The organism is Armatimonadota bacterium (assembly GCA_031460175.1).
Classification (GTDB): Bacteria; Sysuimicrobiota; Sysuimicrobiia; order Sysuimicrobiales; family Sysuimicrobiaceae; genus Sysuimicrobium; species Sysuimicrobium tengchongense.
Window position 1 is genome coordinate 265441 of sequence record JAVKGW010000002.1, and the last position, 16115, is coordinate 281555.

The window sequence follows — 16115 nt, forward strand, 5'->3', positions numbered from 1 at the left end:
TCCGAAGATCTTTGGGAGGAAAGGAGGGAGCAGACATGCCGGCCAAGCTCCTGCTGTACGACGAGACTGCCCGGAGGGCCCTGGAGCGGGGGGTGGAGAAGGTGGCGAACGCGGTCCGCGTGACCCTGGGGCCCAAGGGGCGCAACGTGGTGCTGGAGAAGAAGTGGGGGTCTCCCACCATCACCAAGGACGGGGTGACGGTGGCGAAGGAGATCGAGTTGGAGGACCCCTACGAGAACATGGGGGCGCAGCTCGTGAAGGAGGTGGCCAGCCGGACCAACGACCAAGCCGGGGACGGCACCACCACGGCCACGGTGCTCGCCTGGGCCATGGTCCGGGAAGGGCTGAAGAACGTGGCCGCGGGCGCCAACCCCATGCTCATCAAGCGGGGGATCGATGCCGCGGTGGAGGCGTGCGTGGAGGAGCTCAAGAAGCTCAGCCAGCCCGTGGCGAACCGGGAGGACATCGCCCACGTGGCGGGGATCGCGGCGAACGACCCCAGCATCGGGGAGATCATCGCGGACGCCATGGAGAAGGTGGGCCGGGACGGCGTCATCACCATCGAGGAGTCGAAGGGGATGGAGACCACGGTGGAAGTGGTGGAGGGGATGCAGTTCGATCGGGGTTACATCTCCCCCTACTTCATCACGGATCCGGACAAGATGGAGTGCGTCCTGGAGGAGCCCTTCATTCTGCTCACGGAGAAGAAGATCAGCGCCGCCCGGGACATCGTGCCCGTGATGGAGAAGGTGATCCGGTTCGGCAAGCCCCTCGTGGTGATCGCGGAGGATGTGGAGGGGGAGGCCCTGGCCACCCTGGTGGTCAATAAGCTGCGGGGGGTGCTGCCCAGCGTGGCGGTGAAGGCTCCCGGCTACGGGGACCGCCGGAAGGCCATGCTGCAGGACATGGCCATCCTCACGGGCGGCCGGGTGATCTCGGACGACATCGGCATCAAGCTGGAGAGCGTGGAAGTGGACATGCTGGGCCGCGCGGAGAAGGTTCGGGTCACCAAGGACGACACCACCATCATCGGCGGCAAGGGCAAGCCCGAGGACATCAAGGGCCGGATCGCTCAGATCAAGAAGGAGATCGAGGAGACCACCTCGGACTACGACCGGGAGAAGCTGCAGGAGCGGCTGGCGAAGCTGTCCGGCGGGGTGGCCCAGATCCGGGTGGGGGCCGCCACGGAGACGGAGATGAAGGAGCGCAAGATGCGCTTCGAGGACGCGGTGAACACCACCAAGGCCGCGGTGGAGGAGGGGATCGTGCCCGGCGGCGGCGTGGCCCTCGTCCGGTGCCTGCCGGCCCTGGAGAGGCTGAAGATGGAAGGGGACGAGCAGGTGGGGGTGCAGATCGTCCGGCGGGCCCTGGAAGAACCCCTCCGCCAGATCGCGGAGAACGCGGGGTTGGAGGGCTCGCTCGTGGTGGAGCGGGTGAAGGAGAGTCCAGACCGCAACTTCGGCCTCGACGTGCGCACCGGGGAGTTCACGGATCTGGTGAAGGCCGGGGTGGTGGACGCCACCAAGGTGGTGCGGCTTGCCCTGCAGAACGCCGCTTCCGTGGCGGGGCTGTTGCTCACCACGGAGGCCCTGGTGGTGGAAAAGCGGGAGAAGAAGAAGGAAAAGACCCCGACCCCGGGCATGCAGGAGGAGGAGTTCTAGACCGGGAAGGAAGGCCGGGCCGGGGACCTGTCGGTCCCCGGCCCGTTCTGTTTATCGGGGACGGTCACGGACCTGCCCGGACGGGCGCTTCCGTGAACTGCTCCGCCTCCGTGGAGCCCTGTAAGGCCAGGGTGGAGGCCTCCCCACCGGAGATCACCTGGGCCACGAGGTCGAAGTATCCCGTGCCCGCCTCCCGCTGGTGGCGCACCGCGGTGTATCCCATCCGCTCCAGCTGGAACTCCCGCTCCTGCAGCCGCACATAGGCGCTCATCCCCTCCTCCACGTACCCCCGGGCGAGCTCGAAGGTGCTGGCGCAGAGGGCGTGGAACCCGGCCAGGGTGACGAACTGGAACTTGTAGCCCATGGCCCCGAGCTCCCGCTGGAAACGGGCGATGGTGTCCGGATCCAGGTGGCGCCGCCAGTTGAAGCTGGGGGAGCAGTTGTAGGCGAGGAGCTTGCCCGGATAGCGGGCATGGATGGCCTCCGCGAAACGCCGGGCCTCCTCCAGGTCGGGCCGGGAGGTCTCAAACCACAGCAGGTCCGCATACGGCGCGTACGCGAGCCCCCGGGCGATGGCGGCCTCAAGCCCCCCGCGCACCCGGTAATACCCCTCCGGCGTCCGCTCCCCCACGAGGAAGGGGTGGTCGTAGGGATCCGCGTCGCTCAGCAGCAAGGGGGCGGAGAGGGCGTCCGTGCGGGCGATGAGAACCGTGGGGACGTCGAGGACGTCCGCGGCCAGGCGGGCCGCGGTGAGGGTCCGGATGAACTGCCGGGTGGGCACCAGGACTTTCCCCCCGAGGTGCCCGCACTTCTTCTCGGAACTCACCTGGTCCTCGAAGTGGATGCCCGCAGTTCCCGCCTCGATGAGGGCCTTGGTAAGCTCGAAGGCGTTGAGGGGTCCTCCGAATCCCGCCTCCGCGTCCGCCACGATGGGCACCAGCCAGTCCCGGGTCCGTCTGCCCTCAGACCACTCGATCTGGTCCGCCCGCCGCAGGGCATTCTGGATGCGGCGGACGAGGGCGGGCACGCTGTTGGCAGGATACAGGCTCAGGTCCGGGTAGACCTGCTCGGCCAGGTTGGCATCCGCAGCCACCTGCCACCCGCTCACGTAGATGGCCTGCAGTCCCGCCCGCACCATCTGAACCGCCTGCATCCCCGTCAGGGCCCCGAGGGCCGCCACGAACGCCTCTCTCTGCAGCATCTCCCACAGGCGCTCCGCGCCCCGCCGGGCCAGGGTGTACTCCACCCGGATGGACCCCCGCAGCCGCACCACGTCCTCCGCGGTGTAGCCTCGCCGGATCCCCCGCCACCGGGGATCCGTCCGCCAGCGATGCTCGAGCTCTTCCGCCTCCCTGCGGAGGTCCACCGTTTGGCTCATCGAACTCCCTCCATCTGCATCTTCCATCCGTAGACGTCAAGGCCCGCGATCCCCGCGAGCGCGGGTTCCGCCCACGAAGACCGGTCCGCACAGTCCTGGCAGTAGATGGTGGCCTCGGGGCGGTACGCGCACTCCGGGCAACACGGCGCACCGCAGGCCTGGCAGGTCCAGGCGTCCATCCACCGTACCACACGGCCGCACGGGCACTTCCGCATCATGGCGCACCCCTCCCTTTTCAGTGTGGCCGTGGATCCGGGCGGGTTCCACTTCCGGGCGACGAACGGTCGGATTTTCCGGTTCAGCGGTGGGTTTTGTGAGACGTTTCCCCGCGCCTCAGGTGGTGGCCGCCTCCTCGTCCTCGAAGAGGTTTCCCTCCAGGGGCAGGTTCTCCACCGAGGGCGTTCGGAGGAGCTCGATCCGGAAGAGGGCGGAGAAGTACCAGAGGTGCCCCGGCCGGGTGCGCACGGGAAGCCACTGCCAGGCCCGCATGGTCTCCACGTAGTCCCAGTTGGCGTAGGCGTTGAACGCGTCCCGGATGTCTGTAATCACCGCGCCCAGATCCAGAAGGATCCGCTGGATGCGGGCCCACTTCTCGAGGCTGGACTCCCCGTGGGTGAGGCCGAAGTACCCCGCGGCTCCCGCCCCGTGGAGGGCCGCCACTCCCCGCTCCAGGAAAGCCCGGAATCCCCGCAGGCTTTCCGTGGGATCCGTGAAGAAGGTGTCGAAGCGCGCCCGCCACACCTCCGGAAGGGGAGAGCGCACGTCGTAGACGTGGGCCTCCACCCGGTCCAGGCCCTCCCGGTCCGCCACCTCCCGGATGAATCCCACGATCCGTTCGTCCACGTCCACCACCACCACCCGCCGGGGTTGGCGGGTGAGGGCGAGGGCGATGCTCACCAGGTCGTCGTCCCCGAGAACGAAGACCTCCTTGTCCTGTACGTCCCCCCGCTCCAGGGCAAAGGCCACCCGGGCCAGGGTGGTCTCCTCCGTGACGTAGCCCTGGTCGAAGGCCTGGAGGGCGGGTGGGCGGTCATGGGCGATGGCGCGGAAGCGCCTCGTGACCTCCTCCCCCAGGACCCCGGGATCTACCCCCCGCCCCCCGCAGCGGGAGCAGGCGGCTTCCCGGGTCGGGGGGATCCCGAGGGTTCCGACCCACCTCGACCCCTCCGGGCTGAGGCGCAGGTGGGCCCCCTCCGGCAGCACCAGCCCCTGGAGGATCAGCTCCTGCAGGAAGGCGCAGAGGAAACGGATGGGGGCCCGGCTCAGCCGGAAGACCTCCCAGAGGTCGGCCGTGACCTGAAGGGCTCCCAGGGCCCGCTCCGCATCGCGCCGGCTCACCACCACCGGCACCCGCTCGCGCACCCGTTCGAGAACCGCGTGCAGGCGTTCCTGGGCTTGCCGGCGATCCGCCACGCGGGGTACGTTCCGTCCCATGCGCTCACCTCCTCCGCCCAAGGGCTGCATCCTAAAGGGTACGGTCAGGACGGAAATGAGGAAAGGCGAGGGAAACGGCTATAGCTGGAGGAGGGCTTTCAGGAAGCGGGCCGCGGAGCGGCTCACCGGGATCTCCGTGCGATGGGGGTCGTCCAGACGGAGGAGCATGGTCCCGGAGAAAAAGGGGTGCAGCTCCACCACGTGGTCGAGGTTCACGAGGTAGCTGCGGTGGACCCGGAGGAAACGGGTGGGGGGGAGACGCCGGGCCACCTCCCGGAGGGTTGTGCGGGCCTCGTAGGTGCCCTCCCGGGTCACCACCCGGATCAGGTCGCCCTGGGCCTGCACGTAGAGGATCTGATCGGGATCCAGCAGCACCACCCGGTCCGCGGTGGGAAGGGCCAGGCGCGAGGGAGGCCCCGGAAGGGGTTCTGCCGCCAGTCGTTCCAGGGTCTTCCGGAGGCGGTCCGGATCCACGGGCTTGAGGAGGTAATCGAAGGCCGCGGCCTCGAAGGCCTCCAGGGCGTGCTCGTCGAAGGCGGAGACCAGCACCACCCGGGGGCGCTGCGGGAGGGCGTTGAGGGCGCGGAGGGCATCAAGCCCGCTCAGGCCAGGCATCCGGATGTCCAGGAACACCACCTCCGGCGGGGCGTCCCGGATCCGGTCCAGGAGGGCATAGGCGTTCTCCGCGGTTTCCACCTGGTCCTGGCCCAGCTCTCGGAGCAGCCGTTCCAGGTGTGCCCGGGCCGTGGGGTCGTCGTCCACGATCAGAATCCGGAACGGCCTCATGGACGGCGACCGGGGAACCCTCGGGGGATGCGGACCACCACGCGGGTTCCTTTGCCCTCCTGGCTCTCCACGCGGAGCCCGAACCCGGGCCCGTAGATGGTCTCCAGGCGGCGGTGCACGTTAAAGAGGCCCACTCCCAGCCCGGACCCGACTCCCCGCTGGGTGACGTGCTCCGCCAACCCCTCCGGAATCCCCACCCCGTCGTCCTCCACGGTGAAGACCGCGACTCCGTCCTCCTCCCACCCTCGCACCCGGACCGTGCCGGGTCCTGGCTTAGGCTCCACCCCGTGCACCACCGCGTTCTCCACCAGAGGCTGAAGGGTCAGCACGGGGACCAGGAGGTTCCACAGGGAACGGGGGATCTCCACCTCCACCCGCAGCCGTTCCCCCAGCCGCATCCGCTCGAAATTCAGGTAGTGCTCCACGTACCAGAGCTCCTCCTCCACGGTGCAGAACTCCCCGTGCGCCCGGAGGGCGTGCCGCAGGAACTCCGCGAAGTCCAGCACGAGCCGCCTCGCCCGCTCGGGATCGTGTCCGCAGGTGGCGGCCACCGCATGCAGGGTGTTGAAGATGAAGTGGGGGGAGATCTCCATCCGCAGCGCCCGCAGCTCCTCCCGTTCCAGCCGCCGGACCTCCGCTTCCAGAAGGCTCAGCTCCAGCTGGGCACCCAACAGCTCCCCCAACAGGACCGCACCCTCCACCGCCTCTGGCCGGAAGGGCCGGCCGTCGGTCCGGTACAACTTGAGGGCCGCGGGCACCATCCCCTTCACCCGCATGGGGACCACGATGGCCGCGGTCAGGGGGCAGGTGGGATCCGGGCAACCGATGGCGATCCGCTCCCGGGCGACCGCGGGCTGTCCCGTGGACAGCACGCGCTTGGTGAACTCCGTGGTCACGGGCTCTCCCGGCCGGTGGTGGTCGCTCCCCGCACCCACGAAGGCCAGGACCTTCGCGCGGCCCACCAGGGAAACCGCGTCCACCTCGAAAGCTTCCCGGACCAGGGTAGCGACCCGGTGGGCCGCCACCTGCGTGAGGCCCGAGTGGAACTCCTCCCGGGACGCCCGGGCGACGGACCGGAGGCGGCGGATCATCACCCGCAGCCACACCCGGCTGCTGAGGGCGTCAAGGTTCCTGTGAATGCGCGCGGTGGAAGGCATCTTCACCATCAGCATACCGCGGGGGGAAGGCGGACCGGAACGCCCCGCCGATTCATGGGAATTCATAAACGGCGGAGAAGGGGGAAGGAGGGAAGGGATCGAATCTTTTCCCCGGGGAAGGGGATCGAGCCCCGCGGAAAAATCGGCTTCGGAAAACGGGATGCGCTCGGGAACGCAGCGCCCGGATCCGTGGATCCGAGTGTACCTAAACCGGGTTTCGCGGAGCCCGCGCCTGACGCGGGAAGAGGAGGAGCGCCTCGGCCAGCGGATCCAAAGCGGGGACAAGGATGCCCTGCGGGTCCTCGTGGAAGCGCATCTCTACCTCGTGGTCTGCCTGGCCCGACGGTTCGCCCGCCTCGGGGGATCCCTGCCGGACCTGATTCAGGAGGGCAACTTGGCCTTGGTAGAGGCCGCGGCCCGGTTCGACGGGCGGAGGGGTCAACGCTTCAGCACCTACGCCTCGTGGTGGGTCCGCCACGCCCTCCAGCGAGCCCTGGCGGAGCAGAACCGGGTCCTCCACCTCCCCACCTACCGCCGGCGGGAGCTGGCCAGCCTCCGGAAGGAGCAGCGGTCTCTGGCACAGCGCCTGGGGCGGGAGCCCACACCCCAGGAGATCGCCCGCGACCTGGGATGGCCCTTGGACCGGGTCCTTCAGGACCTGTCCCTCCTGGAGGCCCCCGTGTCCCTGGAGGCCCTGGTCCCCGACGACGACTTTGAGAAGCTCGTCCCGGCCCTGGAAGTCCCCGACCCGGACGAGGCACTGGCCCCCCGCCTGCGGCGGGAGGTCCTCCAGCGGCTGCTGGAGCGACTCCCCGAGCGCGAGCGCGCGGTCCTTCGGCTGCGCTACGGGCTCGACGGCGAACCCCCCCGGACCATGCGGGAGGTGGCCCGGAGGCTCGGGCTCACCGCGGAAGGGGTCCGGCAGGTGGAGCTGAGAGCCCTGGCCAAACTGCGCCGACCCGCCTGGCTGGCGCGCCTGCGGGATCTCGCCGGCTAATTGCTCCCAAGGAGACCTGGACCGGGAAAGGGTATACTCCCGGAGAGGAGCGACCCATGGTGCATGAGTTCACCCGGAATCGGGCTCTCGTGCGGTGGGTGGAGGAGGTGGCGGAGCTCACCCGGCCGGACCGCATCCACTGGTGCGACGGGTCCCGGCAGGAGTACGAGCGGCTGTGTCAGGTGCTGGTCCGAAAGGGAACATTCGTCCCCCTAAACCCGAAGAAGCGGCCCGGATGCTACGCGGCATTCTCCGACCCCTCGGACACTGCCCGGGTGGAGGAGCGCACCTTCGTGTGCACCCGGCGCCGGGAGGACGCGGGCCCCACCAATCCTTGGGTGGATCCCCAGGAGATGAAACGAACCCTGGAGCAACTCCTGCGGGGATGCATGCGGGGCCGTACCCTCTACGTGATCCCCTTCAGCATGGGGCCCCTGGGCTCGCCCTATGCCCGGTTCGGGGTGCAGATCACGGACTCCGAGTATGTGGTGGTGAACATGCGCATCATGACCCGCATGGGACGCCACGCGCTGGAGGCCCTGGGAACGGGGGAGTTCGTCCGGTGTCTGCACTCCGTGGGCTTCCCCCTCCGCCCCGGGGAGCAGGACGTCCCCTGGCCCTGCAACACCACCAAGTACATCGTGCACTTCCCGGAGGAACGCCTCATCGTCTCCTTCGGCAGCGGCTACGGCGGGAACGCGCTTCTGGGCAAGAAGTCCTTCGCCCTCCGCCTCGCCAGCTGGATCGCCCGGGAGGAAGGGTGGCTGGCGGAGCACATGCTGATCCTGGGGGTTCGCTCCCCGGACGGGGAGAAGACGTACCTGGGAGCCGCGTTCCCCAGCGCCAGCGGCAAAACGAACTTCGCCATGCTGGTGCCGCCCGAGAGCTTCCGCCGCCGGGGCTGGACGGTGACCACCGTGGGGGACGACATCGCCTGGATCTTCCCCGCGGGCGACGGAGACCTCCGCGCCATCAATCCGGAGGCCGGGTTCTTCGGGGTTGCGCCCGGGACCAATTGGGAGACCAACCCCAACGCCATGGCCACCGTGGAGCGCGACACCATCTTCACCAACGTGGCCCTCACCCCGGACGGGGACGTATGGTGGGAGGGACTCACGGAGGTCCCGCCTCCGGGGCTGGTGGACTGGCGGCGGCAGCCGTACGATCCGGAGCGCGGACAACCCGCGGCCCACCCCAACGCCCGGTTCACCGCCCCCGCCCACCAGTGCCCCTCCATGGACCCCGCGTGGGAGGATCCTCGGGGGGTACCGGTGAGCGGGTTCATCTTCGGCGCCCGGCGTGGCGATACGGTCCCGCTCGTGTATCAGGCGGTGAACTGGTACTTCGGCGTGTACCTGGCAGCGACCATGGGCGCGGAGACCACCGCGGCGGCCGCGGGGGAGGTGGGACGGGTGCGTCGGGATCCTTTTGCCATGCTTCCCTTCTGCGGCTACCATATGGGGGATTACTTCCAGCACTGGCTCCAGTTCGGCCGGGAGCTCCCGAACCCGCCCCGCATCTTCTTCGTGAACTGGTTCCGGAAAGGTCCCGACGGAACGTACCTCTGGCCGGGCTACGGGGAGAACATGCGGGTCCTGCGGTGGATCGTGGAACGGGTACGGGGCCGCGCATACGCGGTGGAGAGCCCCATCGGCTGGATGCCCCGCTACGAGGATCTGGACTGGGAAGGGCTGGAGTTCAGCCGGGAGCGGTTCGGGCAGGTCATGCGGGTGGATCGAGCCGAGTGGATGCAGGAGATCCAGGCGCACGAGGAGCTCTTCACCCTCCTCTACGACCGTCTCCCCAAGGAGTTCCTTTTCCTGCGGGAGCTTCTGCGCAGCAGCCTGTGGCGTTCCCCGGAACGGTGGAGCTCCGTGGCGGAGCCGGAGTAACCCTTGGCCCGCCGAACGCGGGTCGGACGGGTCCCCTTACCGCCTTTACTCAGAATCGACGAATCCGCCCCCGGGCACCTATCCTGGTGCGGGAGCGCAGGAGCATGTTCCACGGCGGCCTGGAATCCGTCTTCCTGTATGCCCTGGGGACCGCGGCGTGCACGGGGCTTGGGGCCTTCCCCTTCCTGTTCTACCGGAACGCCACGCGCATCTGGCTGGGGGCCAGCAACGCGGCGGCCGCGGGACTCATGCTGGCCGCCAGCTTCGGGCTCCTGCAGGAGGGGCTGCGTTTCCATCCGGGACGCGTGCTGCTGGGAGCGGTGACGGGCATCGGCTTCATCGCCTGGACCTCGAACCTCCTGCGGGGGCAAGAGGACCTGCGCCTGGGGAAGCTGTCCGGGATGGATGCCCGCAAGGCGCTCCTCGTGGTGGGGGTGATGACCCTGCACTCCTTCACGGAAGGCATCGGGATCGGCGTCTCCTTCAGCGGAGGGAGGGAACTCGGTCTGTTCATCGCCCTCGCCATCGCCGTGCACAACATCCCTGAAGGCCTTGCCATCAGCCTGGTGCTGGTGCCCCGGGGGATCCCCGTCTGGCAGGCCGTGTGGTGGAGCATCTTCAGCAGCCTGCCCCAGCCCCTCCTGGCCCCTCCTGCCTACCTCTTCGTGGAGGCCTTCCGGGCACACCTGCCCACGGGGCTCGGGTTTGCCGCCGGGGCCATGATCTGGATGGTGTTCTCCGAGATCCTGCCGGATGCCCTCCTGGATGCCCCGCAGGGGCTCGTGGCCACCACCGTGACCCTCGCTTCCCTGGCCATGGTGGCCTTCCAGGCCCTCCTGAGGGCCTGAGGATCCACCCTACACGTCCCGGACCCGGTCTCCCAGGGCCGCCTGGGCGGCGGCGAGCCGGGCCACGGGCACCCGGTAGGGGGAGCAGGAGACGTAGTCCAGCCCCACCGCAAAGCAGAACTTCACGCTGCTGGGTTCTCCGCCGTGCTCCCCGCAGATCCCCACCACGAGGTCCGGCCGGGTCAGGCGGCCCCGTTCGGTCCCCATCCGCAGCAGCTGTCCCACCCCCTCCCGGTCCAGGACCTGGAAGGGGTCTTCGGAGAGGATCTTCTGGTCGAGATAGCGGGGCAAAAACCGGCCCGCATCGTCCCGGCTCATGCCGAAGGTGAACTGGGTGAGATCGTTCGTCCCGAAGCTGAAGAACTGCGCCACCTCCGCGATCCGATCCGCGATCAGGGCCGCCCGGGGGACCTCAATCATGGTCCCCACCCGGTAGGGGATCCGCTGACCCGTACGGGCCATCACCTCCTGGGCAACCCGGTGGACGACGTCTGCCTGGGCACGCAGCTCGTTGAGATCCGAGACGAGAGGGATCATCACCTCCGGCTCCACGTGCACCCCCTCCGCTTGGCAGGCGGCCGCGGCCTCGAAGATGGCCCGGGCCTGCATCTCCGTGATCTCCGGATAGAGGATCCCCAGCCGGCACCCCCGCAGGCCCATCATGGGGTTGAACTCCCGTAGCGCCGCGACCTTCTGCCGGATCGCCTCCACGGATACCCCGATGCGCTCCGCGGTCTCCCGGATGGCCTCCTCCTCCTGGGGCAGGAACTCGTGGAGGGGCGGGTCCAGGGTGCGGATCACCACCGGGTATCCGTCCATGGCCCGGAAGATCTCCACGAAGTCCTGTCGCTGGAGGGGCTCGATCTTCGCCAGGGCCGCCGCGCGCTCCTCCGGGGTGGTCGCCATGATCATCTCCCGCATGGCGTAGATGCGGTCTCCGGTGAAGAACATGTGCTCCGTACGGCACAGCCCGATCCCCTCCGCCCCGAACTGCCGGGCCCGGCGGGCGTCCTCGGGGGTGTCCGCATTGGCCCGGACCCTCATGGTCCGGAACTCGTCCACCCACTGCATGAAGGTGAGGAACTCCTCCGTGGGGGTCGGCTCCCGGGTGGGGAGCTCCCCCAGGAACACCTCGCCCGTCCCTCCGTCCACGGTGATCCACTCCCCGGCCCGGACCACCCTCCCGTTGACTCGCATCTCACGGGCTTCCGGATCGATCACCAGGGCTTCCGCGCCCACCACGCAGGGTTTCCCCATGCCCCGGGCCACCACCGCCGCGTGGGAGGTCATCCCCCCCCGGGCGGTGAGCACAGCGCGCGCTGCCACCATGCCGTGGAAGTCCTCCGGGGAGGTCTCCGTGCGTACCAGGATCACCCGCTCTCCCCGGGCGGCCCGCTGCTCCGCCTCATCCGGATGGAAGACCACCTGGCCGCTCGCGGCGCCCGGGGAGGCGGGAAGCCCCCGGGCGAGGAAGCGGCCGTCCCGGTGGGCCCCTTGACGGGCGGCCTCGTCCACGGTAGGGTGCAGGAGCTGCGCGAGCTGCTCCGGATCCACCCGCAGGATCGCGGTGCGCCGATCAATGAGCCCTTCCCGGACCATGTCCACCGCGATGCGCACCGCGGCCGTCCCCGTGCGCTTGCCAGAGCGGGTCTGCAGCATCCACAGCTGCCCGTTCTCGATGGTGAACTCCACGTCCTGCATGTCCTTGTAGTGCCGCTCCAGGAGTTCCGCCACCCGCACGAACTCCCGGTACACCTCCGGCATCTCCTCCGCCAGCTGGGCGATGGGTTTCGGGGTACGGATGCCCGCCACCACGTCCTCCCCCTGGGCCTGGGGAAGGTACTCCCCGTAAAGCTGCCGCTCTCCCGTCACGGGGTTGCGGGTGAAGGCCACTCCCGTGGCGGATCGCGGGCCCAGGTTGCCGAACACCATGGTCTGGACGTTCACCGCGGTGCCCAGGGTGTCCGGGATTCGGTGCACCCGTCGGTAATCCACGGCGCGCTTGCCCATCCAGGAGTCGAACACCGCGGCGATGGCGAGCCGCAGCTGCTCGTAGGGATCCTGGGGAACCTCCCTGCCCGTGTGCTTCCGGATAATGTCCTTGAACCGTTCGCAGATCTCCTGCAGCTCCTCCGCGGTGAGGTCCGTGTCCGAACGCGGCTCGGTCCCCCGGTGCTTGTACTCCTCCAGCACCTGCTCGAAGAGCTCGCCGGGGACGTCCAGGACGATGCGGCCGAACATCTGCAGGAAGCGCCGGTACGCGTCGTAGGCGAAGCGGGGATCCCCGGAGATCCGGCCAAGACCCTCCGCCACCCGGTCGTTCATGCCGAGGTTCAGGACCGTATCCATCATGCCGGGCATGCTGAACTTTGCGCCGGAGCGCACGGAGACCAGAAGCGGCCGGCCGGGGTCCCCGAAGCGTTTGCCCGTGCGGGTCTCCACCTCCCGCAGGGCCTCCAGCACCTGTTCCCACAGCCCTTCCGGCAATCGACGGCCCGCCTCGTAGTACGCGTTGCAGGCCTCGGTGGTGATCACGAACCCCGGGGGAACCGGAATTCCTGCCCGGGTCATCTCCGCGAGTCCTGCACCCTTTCCGCCCAGCAGATCCCGGAGGGCCTCACCGCCTTCCTCGAACCGGTAAACCCACTTCCTGTCCATTCCGCACCCCCACGCATTCGTTCCCTGCCTAAAGCCTACACAGCTCCCAGGGAGTTGCGCATCCCGCGGCGAATGAAAATCTGAGGCCATGCCCACCCTGGCCCTCGTGGGAGACGTGATGCTGGGCCGCGGCGTCAACGCGGTCATCCCGCGACGTCCCCCCGAGTGGTTCTGGGGGGATGTGCTGCCCGTGCTGCGGGCCGCGGACGCGGTGTTCGCCAACCTGGAGTGCGCCATCACCACGCACCGTCGCCCGTGGGGGAAGACCCCCAAGGTCTTCTACTTCCGGGCGGACCCTGCGGCGGTGGAGGTCCTCCGGGCCGGGAACATCCGGTACGTGAGCCTTGCGAACAACCACGTGCTGGACTACGACATCCCGGGGTTGCTGGATACCCTCCGGTACCTGGACGAGGCCGGCATCGCGCACGCGGGCGCGGGTCGCAACCGGGAGGAGGCGGAGGCTCCCGCCCTAGTGGAGGTCGGCGGGATCCGGGTGGGGGTTGTCTCCGCCACGGACAACGAGCCGCCCTTTGCCGCGGGGCCGGAGCAGCCGGGCACCAACTACCTGGAGATCCGGGCGGACCCGGAGACCCTGGGTCGGGTGGAGGGATGGGTGGCCCGGGCCCGGAGGGAAGGGGCGCAGCTCGTGGTGCTCTCCCTGCACTGGGGGCCCAACATGGTCCTCGCGCCCCCTGCCCCCTTCCGGGCCTTCGCCCGGGCGGTGACCAGCCGGGGCGTGGACCTCCTGCACGGGCACTCCGCCCACCTCTTTCAGGGGGTGGAACGGATCGGGGAACGCCTCGTGCTCTACGACACGGGGGACTTCCTGGACGACTACGCGGTGGACCCGGACCTGCGCAACGACTGGTCCTTCGTGTTCCTCGTGGACCTCGATCCGCATGCCCTCCCGCGCCGCCTGCGCCTGATCCCCGTCCGGCTGCGCTACGCCCGGGTACAGCTCGCCCGCGGGGAGGAGTTCGAGGCCATCTGTGAACGCATGCGGGCGCTGAGCGCGGCCTTCGGCACCCACCTCCGGCAGACCCCGGAGGGCCTGGAGCTCCGGCTGGAATCGGCAGGTCAGGTGGGGTAGCGGAGCAGGGCGCCGATGCCGCCGTGCGACCGCAGGATGGGCTGCGGGTTAACGAGCTCCATCCCCGCGTGGTTCCGGTGCGCGAGGAGGGGCAGGACCTGGGTGAGCCAGGTGTGCACCACCGTCGCCCCGCACACGGGACAGGCCTGCGCGGGCCGGACGCCCACGTATCCGCAGCTGGGGCACTCCACCACTTCCGTCTCCAGCTCCCGATCCACCACCACGAGCCGCACCTGCCGCCGCACGAGGGCCTCCAGGGTGGGCTCCAGTCCCAGAACCCCTTCCCCTTGTCCGCTCCGGTCCACCAGTTCCTGAATCCGCTCCGCCTCGCGTTGGCGCTCCGCCTGCCGTGCCACCGCCAGGATCCGGTCCCGGATCTGTGGCCATTCCTCCAGCGGTGAGGGAAGCGGGACCACCGCCACCACCTTCCGGGCCACGGATTCCGGGAGATGCTCCCGCACGCCGAAGGCGGCTTCCTCCGGACCACCGAGGAGAAGCCGCTCCACGCGGCGTTCCTCCACGAACCGCGCGGCCGCCTCCGCCACCCCCGCCCAGAACCGGCGCAGGTGGTCATCCACCCGGGCATCGAAGGTATCCCGCTGCGCGCCCCGGGTGGCGCCGGTGCCCAGGCGCCCGGTGAAGGTTGGGGGGCGCCCCGCGGTGAACCGCCAGCTGGCGGTATCGAGTTCCAGGGTTTCCTCCTCGATCAGGCTCGCGGATCCCAGATAGGCCACCAGCAGCCGCGCGTGATCCCGGTGCACGATGAGGATGGCGTGCGGCTGGTACTCGTCGGAGGCCCACAGCAAGGGCCACACGTCCGGCCGGCCGTACCGGACCCGGTTGGGGAGCGGCACGGGCAGCGGATACTCCTTCCACAGGTCCGTGGCCGCGAAGAGCGCAAGGCCCCGACCTTGGGGCCGGCTGTCCCGGAGGTGCTGGACGATGCGATCCGCGACCTCCCGGGCTGGGCGCCGCTCCTCCTTCGGGAGCCTCTCCACCACCTCGTGCAGGGCGTGCCGGGCCCAGATGCGCCAAGCAGGTTCAGGCCGTTGGTTCTCGGGCTTGGTGGGGTCCACGTCCAGGCAGACGGAGAACACGTCCCGCCGGGACAGGCTCATGAGGGCTTCCAGATCCTCCACTTCGAACATCCCTCACCTCCGATGCCGTGCTTCGGAACAGTATCCTCCCTGCTCCCTCGGCACGCAAGGACGTTCAGGATCGGACCACCAGGACCGCGGCCCCGCGGCGGATGCGGCCTGTCCGGAGATCCTCAAGGGCCCGGTTGGCCTCCTCCAGGGGATAGGGCTGTACCTCCGTGCGCACGGGTACCCGAGGCGCCAAGTCCAGGAACTCCTCCCCGTCCTGCCGGGTGAGGTTCGCCACGCTCCGCAGCACCCGCTCGCGCCACAGGAGCTCGTACGGAAACGAGGGGATGTCCGTCATGTGGATCCCGCCACACACCACCACTCCACCCGGAGCAACCGCGCGCAGGGCCACGGGGACGAGTTCCCCCGCGGGGGCAAACAGGATGGCGGCATCCAGCTCTTCGGGAGGGGGCTGGCTCGCCTCCCCAGCCCACGCCGCGCCCAGCTCCTGTGCGAACCGCTGGGCATCCAGATCTCCCGGGCGGGTGAAGGCGAACACCCGGCGTCCCTGGAACCGGGCGACCTGGGTAACGATGTGGGCCGCGGCTCCGAACCCGTAAATCCCCAACCGCTCCGCGTCCCCCGTCATCCGCAGGCAGCGGTAGCCGATGAGCCCCGCGCACAGCAACGGTGCGGCCTCTAGATCCGGGTATCCCTCGGGGATCCGGAAGCAGTAGCGAACATCCGCCACCGCGTACTCCGCGTATCCCCCATCCAGGTGGTAGCCGGTGAACCGGGCCTGCGGGCACAGGTTCTCCTGTCCCCGCCGGCAGTACCGGCATTCCCCGCAGGTCCAGCCCAGCCAGGGAACCCCCACCCGATCGCCCTCCTGAACCCCCTCCACCCCTTCCCCCGGCTCCACCACCACCCCCACGATCTGGTGCCCGAGGATGAGGGGAAGTTTGGGTGCCGGAAGCTCCCCGTCCAGGATGTGGAGGTCCGTGCGGCAGACCCCACACGCGTGCACCCGGAGGAGGACCTGGCCCGCTCGCGGGGCGGGGACCTCCCGCTCCGCCAGCTGGAGGGGAGAGCGGGGGCTCACAAGGACCATGGCCCGCATGGTTCCCCG

Annotated in this window: 13 protein-coding genes; 5 read left to right on the top strand and 8 right to left on the bottom strand. The window is 69.4% G+C overall.

Annotated elements, in window-relative coordinates; genetic code table 11:
• The first annotated feature begins 35 nt into the window (after positions 1 to 35).
• Entirely contained in the window at positions 36 to 1661 is a 1626-nt protein-coding gene (gene groL, locus QN206_04025; GenBank protein MDR7613971.1) for a chaperonin GroEL, read from the top strand.
• Between the two features lie 64 nt (positions 1662 to 1725).
• On the opposite strand, the gene aceA is transcribed toward groL, so the two are convergent.
• From aceA to QN206_04050, 5 genes are all read right to left on the bottom strand, one after another.
• Positions 1726 to 3039, bottom strand: a complete 1314-nt coding sequence (gene aceA / locus QN206_04030) for an isocitrate lyase (protein MDR7613972.1) — start codon at positions 3037 to 3039, stop codon at positions 1726 to 1728.
• The gene (locus QN206_04035; protein ID MDR7613973.1) at positions 3036 to 3257 is read right to left on the bottom strand and encodes a hypothetical protein; all 222 of its coding nucleotides are present in this window, start codon (positions 3255 to 3257) and stop codon (positions 3036 to 3038) included. The genes aceA and QN206_04035 overlap by 4 nt, the downstream gene beginning before the upstream one ends.
• Positions 3258 to 3372: 115 nt before the next feature.
• The gene (locus QN206_04040) at positions 3373 to 4473 is read right to left on the bottom strand and encodes a bis-aminopropyl spermidine synthase family protein (GenBank protein MDR7613974.1); all 1101 of its coding nucleotides are present in this window, start codon (positions 4471 to 4473) and stop codon (positions 3373 to 3375) included.
• A gap of 78 nt (positions 4474 to 4551) precedes the next feature.
• A complete protein-coding gene (locus tag QN206_04045) occupies positions 4552 to 5259 on the bottom strand; it encodes a LytTR family DNA-binding domain-containing protein (protein MDR7613975.1) in 708 nt (235 codons plus the stop codon).
• Positions 5256 to 6416, bottom strand: a complete 1161-nt coding sequence (locus QN206_04050; GenBank protein MDR7613976.1) for a histidine kinase — start codon at positions 6414 to 6416, stop codon at positions 5256 to 5258. Before QN206_04050 ends, QN206_04045 begins: the two co-directional genes overlap by 4 nt.
• A gap of 160 nt (positions 6417 to 6576) precedes the next feature.
• Here QN206_04050 and QN206_04055 point away from each other — a divergent pair, with 160 nt between their 5' ends.
• The 3 genes from QN206_04055 (at position 6577) to QN206_04065 (ending at position 10153) form a co-directional block, all read left to right on the top strand.
• The gene (locus tag QN206_04055; protein ID MDR7613977.1) at positions 6577 to 7413 is read left to right on the top strand and encodes a sigma-70 family RNA polymerase sigma factor; all 837 of its coding nucleotides are present in this window, start codon (positions 6577 to 6579) and stop codon (positions 7411 to 7413) included.
• A gap of 56 nt (positions 7414 to 7469) precedes the next feature.
• The gene (locus QN206_04060) at positions 7470 to 9305 is read left to right on the top strand and encodes a phosphoenolpyruvate carboxykinase (GTP) (GenBank protein MDR7613978.1); all 1836 of its coding nucleotides are present in this window, start codon (positions 7470 to 7472) and stop codon (positions 9303 to 9305) included.
• Between the two features lie 104 nt (positions 9306 to 9409).
• Positions 9410 to 10153 carry a ZIP family metal transporter gene (locus QN206_04065; protein ID MDR7613979.1) on the top strand — a complete coding sequence of 248 codons (744 nt, stop codon included), beginning with the start codon at positions 9410 to 9412 and terminating at the stop codon, positions 10151 to 10153.
• A 9-nt stretch (positions 10154 to 10162) separates the two neighbouring features.
• Here the strand turns inward: QN206_04065 and ppdK are convergent, their stop codons facing one another.
• On the bottom strand, positions 10163 to 12811 hold the full coding sequence (ppdK, locus tag QN206_04070; GenBank protein MDR7613980.1) for a pyruvate, phosphate dikinase: 2649 nt from the start codon (positions 12809 to 12811) through the stop codon (positions 10163 to 10165).
• An 88-nt stretch (positions 12812 to 12899) separates the two neighbouring features.
• On the opposite strand from ppdK, the gene QN206_04075 reads away from it, so the two are divergent.
• Positions 12900 to 13901: a CapA family protein gene (locus tag QN206_04075; protein ID MDR7613981.1), complete on the top strand. Its 1002-nt coding sequence runs from the start codon at positions 12900 to 12902 to the stop codon at positions 13899 to 13901.
• Here the strand turns inward: QN206_04075 and QN206_04080 are convergent.
• Positions 13889 to 15049 (bottom strand): VLRF1 family aeRF1-type release factor, encoded by a 1161-nt coding sequence (locus QN206_04080; protein MDR7613982.1) that lies wholly within the window; start codon positions 15047 to 15049, stop codon positions 13889 to 13891. The genes QN206_04075 and QN206_04080 overlap by 13 nt on opposite strands.
• 64 nt (positions 15050 to 15113) lie before the next feature.
• The gene (locus QN206_04085; protein ID MDR7613983.1) at positions 15114 to 16106 is read right to left on the bottom strand and encodes a zinc-dependent alcohol dehydrogenase family protein; all 993 of its coding nucleotides are present in this window, start codon (positions 16104 to 16106) and stop codon (positions 15114 to 15116) included.
• Positions 16107 to 16115: the final 9 nt, after the last annotated feature.

Excerpts from the sequence above, each read along its gene's own strand:
- groL (MDR7613971.1), top strand. The coding sequence starts at position 36 with ATGCCGGCCAAGCTCCTGCTGTACGACGAGACTGCCCGGAGGGCCCTG.
- aceA (MDR7613972.1), bottom strand. The coding sequence starts at position 3,039 with ATGAGCCAAACGGTGGACCTCCGCAGGGAGGCGGAAGAGCTCGAGCAT.
- QN206_04035 (MDR7613973.1), bottom strand. The coding sequence starts at position 3,257 with ATGATGCGGAAGTGCCCGTGCGGCCGTGTGGTACGGTGGATGGACGCC.
- QN206_04040 (MDR7613974.1), bottom strand. The coding sequence starts at position 4,473 with ATGGGACGGAACGTACCCCGCGTGGCGGATCGCCGGCAAGCCCAGGAA.
- QN206_04045 (MDR7613975.1), bottom strand. The coding sequence starts at position 5,259 with ATGAGGCCGTTCCGGATTCTGATCGTGGACGACGACCCCACGGCCCGG.
- QN206_04050 (MDR7613976.1), bottom strand. The coding sequence starts at position 6,416 with ATGCCTTCCACCGCGCGCATTCACAGGAACCTTGACGCCCTCAGCAGC.
- QN206_04055 (MDR7613977.1), top strand. The coding sequence starts at position 6,577 with ATGCGCTCGGGAACGCAGCGCCCGGATCCGTGGATCCGAGTGTACCTA.
- QN206_04060 (MDR7613978.1), top strand. The coding sequence starts at position 7,470 with ATGGTGCATGAGTTCACCCGGAATCGGGCTCTCGTGCGGTGGGTGGAG.
- QN206_04065 (MDR7613979.1), top strand. The coding sequence starts at position 9,410 with ATGTTCCACGGCGGCCTGGAATCCGTCTTCCTGTATGCCCTGGGGACC.
- ppdK (MDR7613980.1), bottom strand. The coding sequence starts at position 12,811 with ATGGACAGGAAGTGGGTTTACCGGTTCGAGGAAGGCGGTGAGGCCCTC.
- QN206_04075 (MDR7613981.1), top strand. The coding sequence starts at position 12,900 with ATGCCCACCCTGGCCCTCGTGGGAGACGTGATGCTGGGCCGCGGCGTC.
- QN206_04080 (MDR7613982.1), bottom strand. The coding sequence starts at position 15,049 with ATGTTCGAAGTGGAGGATCTGGAAGCCCTCATGAGCCTGTCCCGGCGG.
- QN206_04085 (MDR7613983.1), bottom strand. The coding sequence starts at position 16,106 with ATGCGGGCCATGGTCCTTGTGAGCCCCCGCTCTCCCCTCCAGCTGGCG.